The following is a 17,290-nucleotide window of genomic DNA, read 5'->3' on the forward strand; positions in this document are numbered from 1 at the left end:
GGCCTTTTGCCTGTCCGCCAACGCACAGGCAGTCAGCCGCGCAGGCTGGCGAAGTCCGCATACTCCAACCGCGCGTACCCGGCATACGTGTCAATAACCGCCGCCTCGATAGCCGCAACGTCGAGTCCCGGGACGAGGTCGTCGACGGCGCCCGCGGTGGCCGGATCCCAGTCCAGTCCAAGGGCGGCATAGCTGGCTTCCAGGACACGGCGGATCGGCCCGGAGTTTTCCACCACGATGACCGAGCTGAACAGCCACCCGCCGGACACCACACGCTGGGCTGTGCCGATCAGTTTGACCCTGTGCTGCGGATCGGCCGGGTCCTGGCCGTGGACGCTGAACTCCCCCGGACAGTACTCGCCCGGGATTTCACCGACGGCGGCCTGGACTCCCGCACTGCGGAGGGCATCCGCCAGCATCTCCCCGAAGAAGGCGAAACGCCCTTTGGCGCCGGCGATCGCGTCGGCATGCGGTTCCACGTGATCGACGATCAGTGTTCCCTCGTGGTAGGCCGCCGCCCGGCCCCCGGCCTTCCGGACCAAGGGCTCAAAACCGAGCTCCCGGCAGGCCCGGGCCGCCGCCTCAAAGCCGGGGAGGTGCGCGTCCCGCTGGCCGAAGGCCACCGTGGGCGCCGGGCGGTACAGCCGCAGGGTCGGGCCGGTCCTGCCGGTCTTGGCCATCCCCAGCAGTTCAATGCCGAATTCCAGGTCCCGGGCCGCCCCCAGCGACTCCTCCTGCCGGACGATGGTCAGCGTGGCTGGTGCGCCGGCCGCGTGCTGCATCTTGCTAAGCTCCCTTATGGTCATTCTGCAATTCCTGGTCGTCGCCGCCGCGTTCGCCATCGTCGATGCCATCTGGCTCAAGACGATGAACCCGTTTTACCGCGGACAGATTGGTGAACTGCTGGCCGACCGGCCCAATCTAGGGTACGCGGTGGTGTTCTACGTGATCTACATTGCCGGCATTGTGTTTTTCGCCCTGCGTCCCGCGCTCGACGGCGGCAGCTGGCTCAGCGCGGTGGGCTACGGCGCCGCGCTGGGCGCGTTCGCCTACGCCACGTACGACCTCACCAATGCCGCGACCCTGAAGACCTGGCCGCTGCAGCTCATTGTCGTGGATATCCTCTGGGGCGCAGCATTAACGGCCCTGGCCACGCTGGCCGGCTGGCTCGTCTTCCACAGTAACTGAGCGCCGCAAAATCACATTCCGTGGAGCTAGGTCCTGCGGATGGTCAGGATCTGTTCGGCCCGGCCAAAGGGTCCGCTGAGGTCGTGGAGCACCGTGGACGTCAGCCCGATGCCGTCTGCGCCGAAGGAGACCGCGTTGTCCAGGCCAAGCCAGTCGCCGGCTGGTTTCCGGTACATGTGGATCTGCAGGTCCAGGTTGGGGAAGGCGTAGCTGTCCCTTCCCGGGGGGACGCGGGCCGCTATTCCGTTTGCCGTATCCACCAGCCCCATCAGCCGCGCCACGTCCCCGCTGTCCGCGGTATCCGTGAGCGGGTGTCCGGTGCGAAGCCAGACCTTCCCGGAGCCCGGACGGTGCCCGTCCGCAACCCGCATTTCCAGGGAACGGATGTAGCCTCCCGGCCAGACGCTGGCACCGTCGTACGGTGAGCACTCGTCCGGACCGGGAATTCGGGCATCCTCGATTGCTGCGACGTCCGCCGTGTCGGACGTAATCATCCGCCAGGCCGTGGCGCGGATCGCCACGCGCCCGGCCGCAACGAGTTCGGCCTGCAGCAGTTCGATGGTCCGTCCGGGCCGGAGCGTGGTGGTGACCACCTCGAATTCGCCGCCCGGGATCAGTCCCAGGATCTCGTAGCTCAGGCGGGCCATCCGGACATCGCCCCGCGGGTTGTGCCGCTCCAGGCAATCCGCCATGAGTCCTGAGGCCGGCGCCATGTGCTGTTCGTGCTCGTTCCAGGCACCCTGGGCGTGAATGGTCGAGCGGAAACGCCCGCCTCCCAGTGACTCGTAGTAGAAGTCGCCCTCGGCAAGTTCCGGAAGTGCTGCAGTCAACGTCGACCCTTTCGCGCGGCTGGTGATGATCCCAGAACACACTATCGCCTGCGGCGGACCCCGGGCTTCGGGCTGCAGCCGCCCAAACGTCCTGGCGCGGGTCTCACAGCTTCCTCTTATCCGGACCTCATGGCCGGTATAAGTCCGGAGCCTAGAAATATTGCATGACTCCCCTCAAGAACCAACACCGTAAAGGCGGCCGGGTCCGGCGCGCCGTCGTCGCCGGGGCCGTGGCCCTCACGCTTTCGGCTGGAGGTGCCACCGCGTGGGCGCTGGACCGCTTTGTGGTCCAGCACGTGGAAATCCCGGACGTTTCCGCCTACCAGGCCAGCCAGACCGGGACCACGGCGGGCACCACCAGTGAGTCCACCCGCGAATCGGGCAGCACCGCCGCCGTCACCACGGACACTTCCTACGTGTCGGACAGCTCCGACATCAATATCTCCAGGGTGACCACCGGCAGCGGCGACAGCACCGTCACGTACTACGTTGCCGACGTCGTGCTGGATGACGCCACCACACTGCAGTCCGCGTTCGCCAACAACAGCTTCGGCGAGAACATCACCGATACCACCTCCGCGATCGCTGAGGACAACAACGCGGTGTTCGCGATCAACGGCGACTATTACGGCTTCCGCGACACCGGCATCGTGATTCGCAACGGTGTGGTGTTCCGCGACGAGGGCGCCCGGCAGGGACTGGCCTTCTACCGCGACGGCACCGCGAAGGTGTACGACGAAACCGCCACCACTGCCGAGCAGCTGCTGGCGGACGGCGTCTGGAACACCCTCTCCTTCGGCCCGTCCCTGCTGGACGACGACGAGATCGCCGACGGCATCGAGGACGTGGAGGTGGACACCAACTTCGGCAACCACTCCATCCAGGGCGAGCAGCCCCGCACCGCCGTCGGAATCGTCGATGAAAACCACCTGGTGTTCGTGGTGGTGGACGGCCGCAGCCCCGGCTACAGCTCGGGCGTGACCATGACCGGGCTGGCGCAGATCATGAAGGACCTCGGCGCCACCACGGCGTACAACATCGACGGTGGCGGATCCTCCACCATGTATTTCAACGGGGAGCTGGTCAACAACCCGCTGGGCGAAAACAAGGAACGCGGCACCTCCGACATCCTCTACATCGCGCAGTAGGGCCGGCCATGATCATCCTGATCCCGGCCTACGAGCCGGACCAGCAACTGCCCGCCCTGATCCGCTGCATCCGGGAGACCGCACCGTGGGCCACCGTGGTGGTGGTTGATGACGGCAGCGGTCCCGCATACCGCGAGGTGTTCGACGGCGTCAGGGCGCTCGGGTGCCATGTCATCGGCTACTCCCTCAACCGGGGAAAGGGCTTCGCCCTCAAGACCGGTTTCGGCTTCATTGCGGACCACCTGCCCGGCCGGAACGTGGTCTGCGCCGACAGCGACGGCCAGCACACTATCGTGGACATCCTTCGCGTGGCGGCCGCGGTATCGGGTGACCCGGTACAGGGCGGCCCAACGGCCATGGTGCTGGGCACCCGAAGCTTCACCGGGAACGTCCCCGCCCGCAGCAGGTTCGGCAACAACGCCACCAGGCTGCTGTTCACCCTTGCCACCGGCGAGCGCGTTGCCGACACCCAGACCGGCCTCCGCGGCTACCCCGCTTCCATGCTCCCCTGGCTCCGGTCCGTCCACGGCGAGCGCTACGAGTACGAGTTGAATCTCCTGCTCGAGGCCAGGCAGGCCGGCTACGCGATCAGGAGCGTGGACATAGCCACTGTCTACCTGGACCACAATGCGGGGTCGCATTTCCGGCCGTTGGCGGACTCCGCCCGGATCTATGCGCCGCTGCTGAAATTCCTGGCGTCCTCGTTCACGGCGTTCCTGGTGGACACCGTGATGTTCCTGATCCTCAACGCGGCCACCGACTCGCTGCTGATTGCGGTGGTCGGCGCCCGGGCCCTGAGTTCGGCCGTCAACTTCGCCGTCAACCGGCGAGTGGTGTTTGAGCACGGCCGGGAGAAACCTGCAGCGCAAACCGGCGTCCGCTATTTCAGCCTGGTACTGGTGCTCCTTGCGGCCAACTTCGCGCTCATCGCAGCCCTTGACGCGGTGTCCCTGCCCCCACTGGCCGCCAAAATCCTCGCTGAGGCCGCCCTGCTGGCCATCAGCTACGCGGTACAGCAGCGGTTTCTCTTCGCCAAGGGCGCCGTCAAACCCGCGGAGGAAACCCGCAAGGAACGCTCAGCCGACACTCATATTCCGGCCTAGGTTCCGTCACAGCACCTGCACAGTTTGGCCGTGGACCGTAAGGACCAATCCACCAATCAGATTCCGGAGAATTCCATGACACCGCTCATCCTTATCGCCGCCGACCTGGCCGCCATCACCATCCTGACCTTCGCCCTCTACCTGCGCCGGCACCGGCGCCGCGACCTGGTGGTGTCCTACCTCGGCATGAATGTCGGCGTCATGGCCGTTGCCGCCGCGCTCTCCGGCTCGGCCGCCGGCGTCGGCCTGGGACTCGGCCTCTTCGGCGTCCTGTCCATCATCCGGCTCCGCTCCACCGAACTTGCCCAGCACGAGGTTGCGTACTACTTCTCAGCCCTGGCCCTTGGCCTGATCGCCGGCCTTGGAATCGACCCCGTGTGGCTGCCGCTGGCGCTGATGGCCATGATCCTGCTGGCGATGTTCGTGGGCGACCACTCACGGGTCCTGCCGGCCTACCGCCACCAGACAGTGATCCTGGACCGTGCCATCGCCGTGGATGAGGAACTCTACGCCCGGCTCGAAGAGGTGGTCCACGGCAAGGTCCACTCGGCCACCGTGCAGGAACTGGACCTCGTCAACGACAAGACGGTCGTCGATGTGCGCTACGCCTACGTTCCGGCGGCATCCCCCGCCGGCCCTGCCGCCCTGCAAACCCCGTCGGCCGGGACCCCCGTCATGGAACCGTCAGACCTCGCCCCCTTCCCGACGGCGGCTGTGCCTTCCGGCCGCGCGGCCGGCCCCGTCCATGTCTCGGCAGGTGCGGCATGAGCGCCCCGGCGCAAGCCGGCGTCCTGGGCACCCTGCGCCTGCTGCCGCCGGTCGGGCTGGACGAGCTGAACGCCGAAGCAGCACTGCAGACCCGGGTGGACCGCAAGTACGTGGTCCCCGAGACGCTGGCGCAGCAGCTCCTGGCCACATTCGACGCCGAGGTCCGGGTGCTGGAGATGGACGGCTCCCGCTGCTTCGCGTACGACTCGGTGTACTTCGACACCGCGCAGCTGGACAGCTACCTGCTGGCAGCCCACGGCCGCCGTCGCCGCTACAAGGTCCGCACCAGGACCTATGTGGAGAGCGCCATCTGCTTCCTGGAAGTCAAGACGGAAGGCGCCCGCGAGGCCACGGTCAAGGAACGCATCCCCTACGACCTCAGCGACCGGGCCCGGCTGACGGCCGAAGGCGTGGACTACGTCCACGAAACCCTCGCCGCCGCGGTGGGCGACGTGCCCTTCGGACCTTTGGGGCCCGTGCTCGAAACCCGCTACTTCCGCACCACCCTGTACCTGCCCGGATCCGGCAGCCGGGCGACCATCGACACGGACGTGACCTGGCAGCGCCCCGGCCAGCAGGCCTGGGTACTGGACGGCGCCGTGATCCTCGAGACCAAGTCCGGATCGACGGCCGGCCCGCTGGACCGGCACCTCTGGGCACACGGAGTGCGGCCCTCCCGGATCTCCAAGTTCGCCACCGGAATGGCGGCGCTCTGCCCTGACCTGCCGGCCAACCGCTGGAACCGGACACTGCGCCGGAACCTGGCTCTCCGCCCCGCCGCCTGACCCTGCTGCTCCCCCGAATACTTCCCAGAAGGAACACACCATGAAACGCTTCCGCACCGCCCTGTCCGTCACCGCCCTTGCACTCGCCATGGGACTGGCAGGCTGCTCCGCCGCCGGTACGGCGTCCACCGGCACCTCCAACACCGGCACCACAACGTCGGGCACGGCAGCATCGTCCGGAACCGCCGAGGCCGTCTCCCTGGACACCCTCGCGGCGGACACCCACTACGACGCCGACGACCTCACCTGGGACGCGGCGTCCGAAGTAGCCGTGACCTTGGCGGACGGCGCCAGCACTGTGGCCTCCGGCACGTCGTCGGACGCTGTGAAGGTCGACGGCGACACCGTCACCATCAGCGCGGCCGGTACGTACCGCCTGAGCGGATCGCTGTCAGACGGGCAGGTAGTGGTCACCGCCGGCGAGGAAGACGTGGTGCGCATCATCCTCGACGGCGCGGATATAACCAATTCCGCCGGCTCCCCGTTTGTGGTGCAGAGCGCCAACGAAGCCCTCGTGTTCCTTGCGGACGGCACGTCCAACACCCTGAGCGACGCCTCCACCTATTCGGACACGGCGGAGGACGCCCCGAACGCGGCCCTTTACTCGCAGGCCGACCTCACCATCGCCGGCACCGGCTCGCTGAGCGTGGACGGCAACTTCAACGACGGCGTCTCCTCCAAGGACGGCCTGGTGCTGGCAGCAGGCAACGTCACCGTGGACGCCACCGATGACGGAATCGTGGGCAAGGACTACGCCGTGCTCCTCGACGGCGCCTACCAGGTCACGGCCGGCGACGACGGATTCACGTCAGACAACGAGGAGGATGAAGGCCGCGGCTGGGTGCTCATCAACGGCGGCACCCTGAACGTAAGCGCCGGTGACGACGGCATCAAGGCCTTCAACACGCTCACCATCGCCGCCGGCACCGCCACGGTGGAAGAGTCCGAAGAAGGCCTGGAAGCCCAGCACATCACGATCTCCGGCGGCACGGCCACCGTCACGTCCAACGACGACGGCGTCAACGCGTCCGGCGGCAGCACTGGCAGCACCGATTCGCAGGGGGGCGTGGGCGGCGGCATGGGCGGCGGTGAGATGGCCGCAGGCGACTACACCGTGGAAATCACCGGCGGCTCGCTGACCATCAATTCGCAAGGCGACGGCCTGGACTCCAACGGCAACGCCACCATCACCGGCGGCACGGTGGTGGCCAACGGGCCCACCAACGACGGCAACGGTGCGCTGGACGTCAACGGCGATCTCGTGGTGGACGGCGGGACCGTCGCGGCCGCGGGGAGCTCCGGCATGGCGGTGACGCCCGGAACGTCCTCATCGCAGTCCGGCGTCCAGCTGACCTTCGGCTCAGCCCTTCCGGCCGGCACCACCATCCAGCTGGCGGATTCCAGCGGTGCAGTGGTGGCGACGTTCGTGACGGCCAAGCAGGCAGCTTCGCTGGTCTTCTCCTCCGCAGCCATCACAGCCGGTGAGGAGTACGCGGTGTACACCGGCGGGACGGCCCAGGTCACCGCCGGCCTCGGAGACGGAACTCTCGACGGCGCCCAGGAGCAGGGCACCGTCACCGCCGGCGAATACACGGCGGCGCGCGGTCCTGGCGGCCGCTAACCGGCCCGCCACAGGATAACGGCGGGGGACGACAGCGTGGCCGCGTCCCCCGCCGTTCCCGTGTGCCGTCTTCCAGTGCCGTCTTCCTGTGCGCGGCACCCTCAACTGGGTAGACTCAGGAACTGGTTCTCCTAACTACGCTCGGAAGAGGTATTCCCCTGATACGGGTCATCAGCTACAACCTTCGAAAGCACGCGGCGCGCGGCGAACTGCTCGATCTGGCCCGCGACTTCGGGATAGATGCCTTGTGCCTGCAGGAATGCGACACCACGGATTTACCGGACACGCTGGGGCCCCTGCACCTGGCCGATTCAACCAAGGGCAACAGGCTGGGACTTGCCATCTACTACCGGATGGACCGCTTCACGGCCTTCGAAACCAACACTTTCGCCCTGAAGAAATCACTGCACGACCGGGTTCTGGCACCGGCACATGAGCGGCTGATCGGCACGAGGGTCGTAGACAACGAAACGGACCATGAGCTGGTAATCGCTTCCTTCCACGCGGCGCCCCTGACGGCTTCAAATTCGTTGCGCCGGAAACAGATCAAGGCGGCACACGCGGAGCTCCTCGGCATGGGCAGCGGACTGATGACTCTTATGGTGGGTGACTTCAACTACCCCTTCTTCACGAAGAACCTCACGGAACACATGAAGAATTCCGGCTACGAACTCTCACTCAGTGACCGGAGGACCTATACGAGGTACAAGGTCTTCAAGGGGCATTTCGACTTTGCCACCTCCCTCGGGCTGGACATCGAGAACGTGGAGACCCTGCCGCGCGGCGCGTCGGACCACCTTCCCATCCTGGTATCCGCCGAATACGGCCAGGATTCCGGACCGATCCAGGGAACGCCCTAGCCCTGACGCCGACCACCAGCCCGGGAGGCACCATTTGCGCCGCGATTGGATCCTGAAAGCCGTACCGGGCATCGAACTGGCCCGGACCTACCGGCGGTCGTGGCTCAGGTCCGATCTTGCCGCCGGCGCGGCGCTCAGCGCGGCACTGATTCCCGCCGGCATGGCCTACGCGGAGGCCGCCGGTCTGCCGGCAGTCACGGGACTGTACGCCTCGGTGGTTCCCATGCTGTTCTATGCCGTCTTCGGCCCTTCCCGCGTCCTCATCGTCGGACCGGATTCGTCGCTGGCGCCCATGATCGCCGCCGCGGTGCTTCCGCTGGCCGGACGGGAACCGGACCATGCCGTGGCTCTGGCGGGCATGTTGGCCATCCTGATCGGAGGGTTCCTCATCGCCGGCCGGCTCTTCCGGCTGGGATTCGTCACCGGGCTGCTGTCGAAGCCGATCCGGGTGGGATACCTCAACGGCATAGTGCTCGCGGTCATGGTCAGCCAGCTGCCCAGGCTTCTTGGCATCCAGGTGTCAGGCGGCTCGTTGCAGGCAACGGCCGCGGGTACGGCGCAGGCAGTGCTCCAAGGAGCCGTGAATCCCGTGGCGCTGCTGTTCGGAGCGGCCACAGTGATCATCATCGTGGCCGGCCGGTTCCTGCCCGGGAAGGTGCCCGGCGTGCTGCTGGCTGTGGCTGCGTCCATCGCGGCCGCCGCCGCCCTCGGCCTCAAGGATGCCCTGCCCATGGTCGGGGCCCTCCCCCAAGGGCTTCCCGCGCCCGCCCTGGGCGGCATCACCCTGGATGATATTGCAGGACTCGTTGGCCCGGCGGCCGGCATCGCGCTCATCGCCTTCGCCGATACCTCAGCCTTATCCAAAAGCCTCGCAGGCCGCCGTGGCATCCACACCAGCGGCAACCAGGAAATGGGAGCACTGGGGATTGCCAACGTGGCCAGCGGACTGCTGGGCGGTTTCCCCGTCTGCGGCAGCTCGTCCCGGACTCCCATAGCGCTCGACGCCGGTGCCCGCACCCCGTTCAGCGGCATCGTTGCCGCAGCCTTGGTGATCGTGTTCATGCTGGTAACCCCGGGCGTGACGGCCTTCCTCCCCACCGCCACGCTTGCCGGCGTGGTCATGGTGGCGGTCTCCTCGCTGGTGGACGTCAAGACCCTGTTCCGGCTGGTCAGGATGAGCCGGATGGAAACGGCGCTCCTTGTGGCCACGTTCCTCGGCGTCGCCTTCATGGGCGTGCTGCAGGGCATCGTCATCGCCATCGCGCTGTCCCTGATCGCGTTCATCCGGCGGGCGTGGGATCCCTACCGCACCGAACTGGCCAGCCTGGAGGACGTCCCGGGCTACCACGACATCAGCAGGCATCCGGAGGGCCAGCGCGTCCCCGGACTGGTGATCGCGCGCTTTGACGCACCGCTCTTTTTCGCCAACGGCGAGGTGTTTGCCGAGCACATCCGCAGCCTCGTGGCCAACGCCCCCGGACCAGTGAAATGCGTGATTGTGGCTTCCGAGGCCATTACGGACCTGGACACCACCGCGTTGGACGACCTCGTGGAGCTTGACGACGAACTCGCCGGCCAAGGCATCAGCCTGGTCTTTGCCGAGTTGAAGGGCCCGGTCAAGGACCGCCTGATCCGGTTCGGAGTGAGCAGCAGGTTCGGCCCCGACCATTTCTTTCCCACGGTCAACAACGCGGTGCGCAACTACAAGCGGACGTCCGGGCCCTCCTAGCTCACGCCGTAGCCAGCGGGATGACCTCGACGCGGGCCCCGGGGCCCGTGACCACCAAAACCCGGTCCGCGGCGACTCCCTCCAGTGCACGGGCCAGCCGGTCGGGCAACTCATCCGCTGCTCCCTCAGCTGCATCGGAGGACCCGGCGTCGGCCCTTATCCAGACGGTGACACTCGCGCCGGTGACCTCGGCGGCAACGCGGGCCAGCGGTTCCGGGTCGCCGGAGGTCACCAGGATCACCTTCCCGACGGTCCGCTTCCGCACCGGCGCGGCAGCGGCCGTGAGGGCACGGTCGTGCCGCCACACCGCGAAGTGGTATCCGGCGGCAAGCCCTGTTGCCACGAGCAGGCCAAGCGGTGCGCGGGTCCGGTCCACCAGGCTTCCGCCCGAGACGTCGCCGAGCACGAATTCGAAGACGCGGTATCCGATCACCAGGAGGGTGATGACGGCGACCACCGCGCTCAGGCCAAATACTGCGATGAGGTACACCCGCCGTCCCCTGCGCCCAAGCTCGGTCGGTTCCGGCGGAACTCCGGGCTTCCAGGTGAGCCACCACAGCGGACCGCCGACCGCCAGGGCGCTGATGCCACCCAGCAGCAGGGCCCGTGTGCCGCTGCCGGCCAGCGGAGTGGCCGCGATGCTGAGTACGGAATTGACCACAACGCCGATTCCAGTGGCGGCCGCGGCCAGGGCAACCCCGGAGGTCACCAGCTTCGCTGCCTGCAGGGTGGCCGCGGCACGTCCCAGCGACACAGCGCGGTGGTATGCCCAGACCAGGGAGCCGACGGCGCCCGCCGCCATGGCTGCGCCCAGCGGTTCCAGGAGTTCGCTTACGGGGTCCGTGCGGTCAAAGGCGAGCCGGAGGAGGACGAACAGGACAGTGCCGATGCCGCCAAGCGCCAGGATGATCGCCCCGAGGATTCCGACCACCACCAGCCCGACATCGGCAAAACCTGTCTTCAGCCGGCGTCCGGCTTCGTGGATCCAGTGCCACCACCAGATGGCCCCGCCTCCGGCGGCCCAGACCAGCGACTGCAGCACGGACCGCCACCACGGTTCCCCGACTGAGGCTGACGCGGTGAAGCCGCGGATGGCTGTATCCAGAAGCGTTGACATCGCCGTAACGGTGCCGCCCACGCCGATGATGAGCCCGAAGAATGCCCCTATCACGGTGGGCACGTCCGGCATCAGCAGGGGACTCTTGCGCGGATGGCGCAGCATCCAGCGGTGCCACGCCAGCACCCCTGCCCAGACCAGCCCGTTGGATAGTGACAGTTGCCACCCCTGCATTTCGCCTCCGGCGACAGAGGCCAGGGCACCGAGCAGCCATGCTGCAGCCGTGATGACTGCGACGGCGTACATGATGGTCAGGTAGAGCCCCCAGCCCACGGACTGCCGCTCCATGGGGTCCTCGAGCCGGCGCCAGACAAACCACCACAGGGCGGCTGCCATGGGACCGCCGATCAGGGTGAATGCGAGCGAACGGGCCAGGCCCGCCACGTCGCCCCCAACGACCACGGTGCCCGCACCCAGCAACCGTCCCATCAGGCCGCTAAGGCCAATTGCGGCCACCACCACCAAGGCGAACAGCAGCGTATAGACGATCAGGCGGCGGACCGTGGGCTGGGCGGACCCGGCCGCCGGCGCCGGCACCGTCCGGGCGGCGCTCACGGCTTCACCGCCCGGTTCGCGCAAACCCTGAGTTGCCAGGGAGAGGAGTCGATCAGCCACTTGCCGTTCGTTTTGACGAGGTCGAAGACGTCCTCGGTCTGGTACTCCGAATTGCCGAAGGGGCCGCTCCCGTTCGACACCACTATCAGCACGCGCACGTCCGCCGACGCGGCCCGCTCCGTGGTGGAAACCAGCGTGACCCGCAGGTTGTCCGTGGAAGCCCGTTCGAAATCGACGCACTGGGTCCGGGCGGACTCCGTCAGGTACGCCATGGCAGCGGTCTCGTCCCCGCCGATGACGGCGGCCGAGTAACGCTGCACCACGCCCTGTGGCGTTGACTCGTCCAGCAGGGCCGGTTCTCCCCGCGAGAAAACCACTGCCAGGGCCGCCACCACCAGGACGGCAATAATCGCCACGATAATCACGAGGATCCTGTTCGGTTTTCCCGCCGCTGCATCCATGTGGTCAGTATGGCCCACTCCCCACCCTCTAGCTACGGTACTTTCGGCCCTCCCGGCGGGGGTTGCCACCCGCGCCGCCGGAGACAATCGTTGCTTCATGGGAAAAAGAAACATTCGAAGGGCATTAGCTGCCGGGTTGCTGGTACTTCTCGGCCCGCTGTGCGGGACGGCTGCCGCCCGTGCGGAGCCGCCGGCGGAGATCGTGGTGGAAGACAGCGCCGGAGTGCTGGACCGCGACCGGCTGATTCCGGCGGTGGAGTCGTTGGACTTCTACGAACCCACCAGGGTTGCCATTTTCACCTACAGGGGTTCGGCGGAGGACAACCTCAACGAGGAGGTGCTTCGCTTTGCCCGCGCTGAACATCCGGAGTGGATCAGCGGGGACGGCCAGAAATGGGCGGACGGCCTCTTCATCTTCGCGCTGGACCCGGTGGGGCGGCATGTGGGCACCTATATGGGCGAGGATCGCAAGGTTTCCGTTGAACAGCGCGAGGACATCCAGAACGCCTCCAAGGATCTGTTCCGTGACGCCCAGTGGACCGACGGCACCATCGAAGGCATCCGGCGCGGCGCCGAGCTGATCAACCAGCCGTGGTACCGTTCCACGGCCTTCCTCGCCACGGCCTGGAGCGCCGGTGCTGCCGCCGTACTCGGCGCCGCAACGTGGCTGATTGTCCGCTGGCGGACCCGGACGGAGAGCCGCAAGGGGCTGGCCCGGGGTGATGCGAGCTACGCCAACGTCAGCATGGATCTGCAGGTCACCGAGCTCAACGCCGAGACCATACCGGAGTCTTCGCGGTACGGCAGCACCGTGCTGGAGAAGCACCGCACGTTCCTGAACAAGTACAACGCTGCCACCGCGCTATCCAACCGGGCGCACGAACTGACTCCACGCGCAATGAGCCGGCGGGCCAACCTCAAACTGATTCAAAGCTTTGCCGACGCCTCCGCTGAACTGGATGCCCTGGATGACGTCATTGCGGACACCAACGCATTGCTCAACCGGGGATCAGCGTGGGCTTCCGCGTGGGACCGGCAACTCGCACCGTTCCGCAGTGACCTGGCAGCTCTGGAACAGATGCTCAGCAAGCGGCACGCCGCGGGCGACTCGGCGACAGCAGCGGCGCTGCGGTCTTTCCGCGACCAGAGCCACCGGGAGATCGAGCGGTGGTCGGCCGAACTCGCCGAGGGCACCATCGCTCCGGAAACGGCCCTGGACCGGCTGCGGGACGCGCGGACGCACCTGTCCGAGCTGCTGAAGGACCACGCCGACACGGTCATCGCGGGCTTCGCCAAAAACGAGCGCGAAGCCGACCTGATGCGCAACGAAATGGAGAGCGCGCAAGCCGGAAACAAGGCCAAGTACGGCCGCGCCTACGAGCCCAGCATCCTTGGCACGGTCTATCCGTCCTACTACTTCTTCTCGGTTCCCACGTTCAACGCCGGCTTCAACACAGGTGTGGGCAGCGTCGCCAGCGCCCGTGGCGGAGGCGGCAGCACAACGGGGTACGGCAGCAGCGGCGGTAGCTTCTCCGGGTCAGGGAGTTCGTCCAGCTTTTGACTGCTGCCGGACCGTGTCAGTGCGGCGGCTGGATCCTGTCAACGATGAAGTCCCCGCCGGGAATAACGGTGGTTTCATGGCCGTCGTCGAAACGCACCACATATGGCGGCGCTCCGTCAGCGCCGTGGACCTCAACAATCTGGCCGTGCCGGTCCGACGATTCGACCGTCTTGCCCCGGATCGTTATCCGGTCTCCCTGGGCTGCCTTCATGGCAATCACCTCCAAGAACCAGAGTACGAGTGTCGGGGCGCCTGCAACAGGGCCGGTATCTGGCGCTCGCGGCCTCTTGGCAGGAGTATGGGGATATCACTGATCTTTGACCTTGGCTCGGGACCGAGGGGGAACGGCTATGGCGGATGAAAAGCCCACCAGCTGGTGGGCCACGCTGCCCGGTCTGCTGACGGCCGCCGCTGCGGTGATCACCGCGGTGACAGGGCTGCTGCTGGGGCTGGGGCAGCTCGGAGTGTTCGACGGCGGCCGTCCCGCCGGCACGGCGGGCAGCTCCCCCGCAGCCGGCGCTTCACAGCCCGGCGTCCCGCCCCAATCAAGCGGAACCATGGCCGGCGCCGGTGAGAGTGCGGGGTGGACGGTAGCCTTGCCGGCCGAGCGAAAGTACAGGTCCGCCGACGTCGAATATGAAATTCTCGATGCGCGGGTGCGGCCCGACGTCGCCGGGAAGGTGGCGCTGACGTTCACTATCCGTTGCACCAACCATGGCCGGTATGACGTGAACTTCTGGGACTCAACGTTCAGGCTGAACGCGGGCGGCATCAACCGTTCGCCCGATTCCGGCCTGAACGATCTCGTGGCGGGCGACGCGAGCAAGTCGGGCGACGTCCGCTTCACGGTACCGGCGGACACCCGCGACGCCCTTCTGCGCATCAAGTTCGCGCAGGGCGAGGCCGCGGCACAGCTGTCCATCTCGCCGCCCTGAACAGCCGGCGGTCCAGGCTGTCCGGCGCAGCCGCCCTGGCCGAGGAGCCGCGCGGCTTGCCTGGCTGGTGGTCCTGGGCCTGATCTTCGGGGCGCCTGCAACCGCCGGCTGGCTCCCACATCGGAGTAACGGCACTGCGAGCGCCGCGGGAGCCCAGATGCGAGTAGCGGGCCTTCTTATACTTGGTTTCGCCGTTTGTCAAATGGAGTGTTTTGACTTCACGCCGCGAGGCGTAGTCTACGTGCATGTTCTTGCGGGGGGACTCACACGCTTGGAGGAATCATGCGCTGGACGACCCACCCTGTCCGCAGTCAAGCACGGCACTTGGCGGACCTTCCGGAGGACACTTCCGCCAGGGACCGGCACGGTCGGCGGTGGACTGCGATCGTAGGTGTTTTGCTGCTCACGGTGAGCACCGTGGTTGGCATAGCCAGCTCATCGAAGGCTGCCGGGCCAACGATCATCAGCCTCACTTTTGACGACGGCAACGCCAGCCAGCTCGCAGCCGCCCAGGTGCTCAAGGCGCACGGGCTGGCGGGAACCTTCTACATCACCACCTCCTTCATCGATTCCTCCGGCTTTCTCACAAAGGCGAATCTGAACACCCTGGCTGCCGACGGCAACGAGATCGGCGGCCACAGCGTGACCCATCCGGACCTGACCACCCTCAGCGCCGCGGCCGCCCGCGCGGAAGTCTGCAACAGCAAGACGACACTTGAAGGCTGGGGTTTCACTGTACGGAACTTCGCGTATCCCTTTGCCGCAGAAAATGCGACTGCCCAGTCGGCAGTCCGGGATTGCGGCTTCGCCAGTTCACGGGGCCTGGGTGACCTGCGCTCGCCGGAAAGCTGTGCCACCTGCCCTGTGGCCGAGTCGCTGCCGCCGGGCAATCCAATGGTCGTTAAGGCTCCGGACCAGGTGGCCAGCTCGTGGACCCTCGCGGACCTGCAGGCACGGGTCACCGACGCAGAGACCACCGGCGGCTGGGTGCAGCTGACCTTCCACCAAATCGCTGTGGGCACGGATCCGACGCTGTCCATCACTCCCGCACTGTTCGAATCCTTCGTCACGTGGCTTGCCGCGCGGACGGCCAACGGGACGACGTCGGTCCGGACAGTCGCGCAGGCATTGGGCCAGTCGTCCGCTCCCCCAACGTCGCCTTCTCCGTCACCGTCACCGTCGCCTTCTCCGTCGCCCTCTCCGTCGCCTTCTCCGTCGCCCTCTCCGTCGCCGTCGCCCTCCATCTCGTTCGTTGACGTCCCGCCGGGCTCGGCGCTGTACACAGAGGTCAGCTGGATGGCGAACCAGGGAATCGCCGGCGGCTGGTACGAAAGTGACGGTACCCGTACATTCCGTCCCGGCGTGGCCGCCAGCAGGGACATGATGGCGGCGTTCTTCTATCGGATGGCCGGGAGCCCGGCTTATACGCCGTCGGGTTCCCCCTTTGCGGATGTCACGCCGGAGACCCCGTTCTACAAGGAGATCCTGTGGCTCGCATCCCAGGGAATCACCAACGGCTGGGCTGAAGCCAACGGGACCAGGACGTTCCGCCCGACAGTGGCTGTCAACCGGGACCAGGTCGCCGCATTTGTGTACCGTTTCGCCGGCAGCCCTGCCTACACACCCACGGCCCCGCCCTTTGTCGACATCTCCCAGCAAAACGCCTTCTATGCAGAGATCGCATGGCTGGCGTCAAACGGAATCTCCAACGGCTGGGCGGAAGCCGACGGCACCAGGACCTTCCGGCCCGGATTGCCGGTCAACCGGGACCAGGTGGCTGCCTTCCTCTACCGCTACAAGACCGCCTTCCCGGCGTAGCAGCCGTCATGGAGCAGAATCCGTAAATGGGAAACTATTGTGTGGCCATCTGCCAGCTGAGCGATCAGCCGCAGGAGGACTTCGACGTCAACATGGAGCTCCTGGTCCTTGAGGGCAAGGAACTCCATGTTGCTACGTGGGACGCCGAGCCCCGGGACGGCGGCTTCGACATCCTGGTCCTCAACGACCGCGTCAGCGCCCTCGGATTCATGGTGGTCACCGACTGGGAGTTCCTGGACGAAAAGGCCTACGCGGTAGTGGAGCGGCGGGCCGGCGGCTGAGGGCCGTCCGCCCGCGAGAGCCCGGCTGCGCGCCGCAGCCAGGGGTCGGGATCCCGCGCCCACCGGTCCAGCACAACGTCCGCCCGCTCCCTCGCCTGTCCTTCCAGCCCGGCTACCAGGGGACGGACGACGTCGGCGGCCAGCGGGTCCACCAGCTCACCCAACTGCGCCTCCCGCACAAAACCCTCAATCCGGGTGAGGTCGGAGTTGTTTAGCAGAGCCACCCGGGATTGCAGCAGCACAACCGCCGCCTGGCGGCGCTCGAAGACGGGGACCGACCACAGCTCAGTGCTGAGGGCCGTGATGTCATCGTGAACCAGGTCTCGGTGGCGGCGCAGCATGTCGCGGATGGTTCCCCGCACTGCACCCACGGACGCGCCGTAGTACTCAAGCCCGTCGCCCAGCCGGGCCTGCGCCTCTTCCGCCCGGAGCCACGAGCTTTCCCGCTGCAGCGAGGCATCCACGAAGTCACAGGCGTCAGTCACCCGACCATTCTCCCAAACGGGCCAAAGGACCATGCGCGTTCGTAG

Annotated in this window: 18 protein-coding genes; 12 read left to right on the forward strand and 6 right to left on the reverse strand. The window is 66.9% G+C overall.

All coding sequences use genetic code 11. From position 1 onward, the window contains the following. Positions 1–32: 32 nt before the first annotated feature. Positions 33–782, reverse strand: coding sequence for a lipoate--protein ligase family protein (locus AC1DRE_RS02590; RefSeq protein ID WP_476983335.1), 750 nt, complete (start codon positions 780–782; stop codon positions 33–35). 16 nt (positions 783–798) lie between these two features. Here AC1DRE_RS02590 and AC1DRE_RS02595 point away from each other — a divergent pair, with 16 nt between their 5' ends. Then, entirely contained in the window at positions 799–1,188 is a 390-nt protein-coding gene (locus tag AC1DRE_RS02595; RefSeq protein ID WP_476983197.1) for a DUF2177 family protein, read from the forward strand. Positions 1,189–1,214: 26 nt separating this feature from the next. On the opposite strand, the gene AC1DRE_RS02600 is transcribed toward AC1DRE_RS02595, so the two are convergent. Continuing rightward, positions 1,215–2,018 (reverse strand): thioesterase family protein, encoded by an 804-nt coding sequence (locus AC1DRE_RS02600; RefSeq protein ID WP_476983198.1) that lies wholly within the window; start codon positions 2,016–2,018, stop codon positions 1,215–1,217. 164 nt (positions 2,019–2,182) lie between these two features. Here AC1DRE_RS02600 and AC1DRE_RS02605 point away from each other — a divergent pair, with 164 nt between their 5' ends. From AC1DRE_RS02605 to AC1DRE_RS02635, 7 genes are all read left to right on the forward strand, one after another. Further along, on the forward strand, positions 2,183–3,166 hold the full coding sequence (locus AC1DRE_RS02605; RefSeq protein ID WP_476983199.1) for a phosphodiester glycosidase family protein: 984 nt from the start codon (positions 2,183–2,185) through the stop codon (positions 3,164–3,166). A gap of 8 nt (positions 3,167–3,174) precedes the next feature. Further along, a complete protein-coding gene (locus tag AC1DRE_RS02610) occupies positions 3,175–4,269 on the forward strand; it encodes a GtrA family protein (RefSeq protein WP_476983200.1) in 1,095 nt (364 codons plus the stop codon). 75 nt (positions 4,270–4,344) lie between these two features. Next, positions 4,345–5,037 carry a DUF4956 domain-containing protein gene (locus tag AC1DRE_RS02615; RefSeq protein ID WP_476983201.1) on the forward strand — a complete coding sequence of 231 codons (693 nt, stop codon included), beginning with the start codon at positions 4,345–4,347 and terminating at the stop codon, positions 5,035–5,037. After that, positions 5,034–5,822 (forward strand): polyphosphate polymerase domain-containing protein, encoded by a 789-nt coding sequence (locus AC1DRE_RS02620; RefSeq protein WP_476983202.1) that lies wholly within the window; start codon positions 5,034–5,036, stop codon positions 5,820–5,822. Before AC1DRE_RS02615 ends, AC1DRE_RS02620 begins: the two co-directional genes overlap by 4 nt. 40 nt (positions 5,823–5,862) lie before the next feature. After that, complete coding sequence (locus AC1DRE_RS02625; protein WP_476983203.1) at positions 5,863–7,443, forward strand: carbohydrate-binding domain-containing protein; 1,581 nt, start codon at positions 5,863–5,865, stop codon at positions 7,441–7,443. Between the two features lie 161 nt (positions 7,444–7,604). Next, positions 7,605–8,303 carry an endonuclease/exonuclease/phosphatase family protein gene (locus AC1DRE_RS02630; protein ID WP_104173056.1) on the forward strand — a complete coding sequence of 233 codons (699 nt, stop codon included), beginning with the start codon at positions 7,605–7,607 and terminating at the stop codon, positions 8,301–8,303. A 34-nt stretch (positions 8,304–8,337) separates the two neighbouring features. Further along, positions 8,338–10,032 carry a SulP family inorganic anion transporter gene (locus tag AC1DRE_RS02635; protein WP_476983204.1) on the forward strand — a complete coding sequence of 565 codons (1,695 nt, stop codon included), beginning with the start codon at positions 8,338–8,340 and terminating at the stop codon, positions 10,030–10,032. A 1-nt stretch (position 10,033) separates the two neighbouring features. Here AC1DRE_RS02635 and AC1DRE_RS02640 read toward each other — a convergent pair whose 3' ends face one another. Together AC1DRE_RS02640 and AC1DRE_RS02645 are read right to left on the reverse strand one after the other, a co-directional pair. Next, on the reverse strand, positions 10,034–11,764 hold the full coding sequence (locus AC1DRE_RS02640) for a DUF5671 domain-containing protein (protein WP_476983205.1): 1,731 nt from the start codon (positions 11,762–11,764) through the stop codon (positions 10,034–10,036). Beyond that, positions 11,701–12,165, reverse strand: a complete 465-nt coding sequence (locus AC1DRE_RS02645; RefSeq protein ID WP_476983206.1) for an LpqB family beta-propeller domain-containing protein — start codon at positions 12,163–12,165, stop codon at positions 11,701–11,703. The genes AC1DRE_RS02640 and AC1DRE_RS02645 overlap by 64 nt, the downstream gene beginning before the upstream one ends. Before the next feature lie 97 nt (positions 12,166–12,262). Here AC1DRE_RS02645 and AC1DRE_RS02650 point away from each other — a divergent pair, with 97 nt between their 5' ends. Then, the gene (locus AC1DRE_RS02650) at positions 12,263–13,726 is read left to right on the forward strand and encodes a DUF5129 domain-containing protein (protein ID WP_476983207.1); all 1,464 of its coding nucleotides are present in this window, start codon (positions 12,263–12,265) and stop codon (positions 13,724–13,726) included. Between the two features lie 16 nt (positions 13,727–13,742). On the opposite strand, the gene AC1DRE_RS02655 is transcribed toward AC1DRE_RS02650, so the two are convergent. Further along, complete coding sequence (locus tag AC1DRE_RS02655) at positions 13,743–13,937, reverse strand: DUF1918 domain-containing protein (protein WP_104173061.1); 195 nt, start codon at positions 13,935–13,937, stop codon at positions 13,743–13,745. Between the two features lie 139 nt (positions 13,938–14,076). On the opposite strand from AC1DRE_RS02655, the gene AC1DRE_RS02660 reads away from it, so the two are divergent. The 3 genes from AC1DRE_RS02660 (at position 14,077) to AC1DRE_RS02670 (ending at position 16,760) form a co-directional block, all read left to right on the forward strand. Then, on the forward strand, positions 14,077–14,661 hold the full coding sequence (locus AC1DRE_RS02660) for a hypothetical protein (protein WP_476983208.1): 585 nt from the start codon (positions 14,077–14,079) through the stop codon (positions 14,659–14,661). Positions 14,662–15,069: 408 nt separating this feature from the next. Further along, positions 15,070–16,479 carry a polysaccharide deacetylase family protein gene (locus AC1DRE_RS02665; RefSeq protein ID WP_476983209.1) on the forward strand — a complete coding sequence of 470 codons (1,410 nt, stop codon included), beginning with the start codon at positions 15,070–15,072 and terminating at the stop codon, positions 16,477–16,479. A 26-nt stretch (positions 16,480–16,505) separates the two neighbouring features. Next, positions 16,506–16,760, forward strand: a complete 255-nt coding sequence (locus AC1DRE_RS02670; RefSeq protein ID WP_476983210.1) for a hypothetical protein — start codon at positions 16,506–16,508, stop codon at positions 16,758–16,760. Here the strand turns inward: AC1DRE_RS02670 and AC1DRE_RS02675 are convergent. Then, positions 16,727–17,245, reverse strand: coding sequence for a DNA alkylation repair protein (locus tag AC1DRE_RS02675; RefSeq protein WP_476983211.1), 519 nt, complete (start codon positions 17,243–17,245; stop codon positions 16,727–16,729). The genes AC1DRE_RS02670 and AC1DRE_RS02675 overlap by 34 nt on opposite strands. Positions 17,246–17,290 lie beyond the last annotated feature (45 nt).

The sequence above is a fragment of the Arthrobacter sp. P4_H3 genome, from assembly GCF_056400885.1.

What these genes read in the sequence shown, in the direction of transcription:
- AC1DRE_RS02590 (WP_476983335.1), bottom strand. Translation starts at nt 782, where the DNA reads ATGCAGCACGCGGCCGGCGCACCAGCCACGCTGACCATCGTCCGGCAG.
- AC1DRE_RS02595 (WP_476983197.1), top strand. Translation starts at nt 799, where the DNA reads ATGGTCATTCTGCAATTCCTGGTCGTCGCCGCCGCGTTCGCCATCGTC.
- AC1DRE_RS02605 (WP_476983199.1), top strand. Translation starts at nt 2,183, where the DNA reads ATGACTCCCCTCAAGAACCAACACCGTAAAGGCGGCCGGGTCCGGCGC.
- AC1DRE_RS02610 (WP_476983200.1), top strand. Translation starts at nt 3,175, where the DNA reads ATGATCATCCTGATCCCGGCCTACGAGCCGGACCAGCAACTGCCCGCC.
- AC1DRE_RS02615 (WP_476983201.1), top strand. Translation starts at nt 4,345, where the DNA reads ATGACACCGCTCATCCTTATCGCCGCCGACCTGGCCGCCATCACCATC.
- AC1DRE_RS02620 (WP_476983202.1), top strand. Translation starts at nt 5,034, where the DNA reads ATGAGCGCCCCGGCGCAAGCCGGCGTCCTGGGCACCCTGCGCCTGCTG.
- AC1DRE_RS02625 (WP_476983203.1), top strand. Translation starts at nt 5,863, where the DNA reads ATGAAACGCTTCCGCACCGCCCTGTCCGTCACCGCCCTTGCACTCGCC.
- AC1DRE_RS02645 (WP_476983206.1), bottom strand. Translation starts at nt 12,165, where the DNA reads ATGGATGCAGCGGCGGGAAAACCGAACAGGATCCTCGTGATTATCGTG.
- AC1DRE_RS02650 (WP_476983207.1), top strand. Translation starts at nt 12,263, where the DNA reads ATGGGAAAAAGAAACATTCGAAGGGCATTAGCTGCCGGGTTGCTGGTA.
- AC1DRE_RS02655 (WP_104173061.1), bottom strand. Translation starts at nt 13,937, where the DNA reads ATGAAGGCAGCCCAGGGAGACCGGATAACGATCCGGGGCAAGACGGTC.
- AC1DRE_RS02660 (WP_476983208.1), top strand. Translation starts at nt 14,077, where the DNA reads ATGGCGGATGAAAAGCCCACCAGCTGGTGGGCCACGCTGCCCGGTCTG.
- AC1DRE_RS02670 (WP_476983210.1), top strand. Translation starts at nt 16,506, where the DNA reads ATGGGAAACTATTGTGTGGCCATCTGCCAGCTGAGCGATCAGCCGCAG.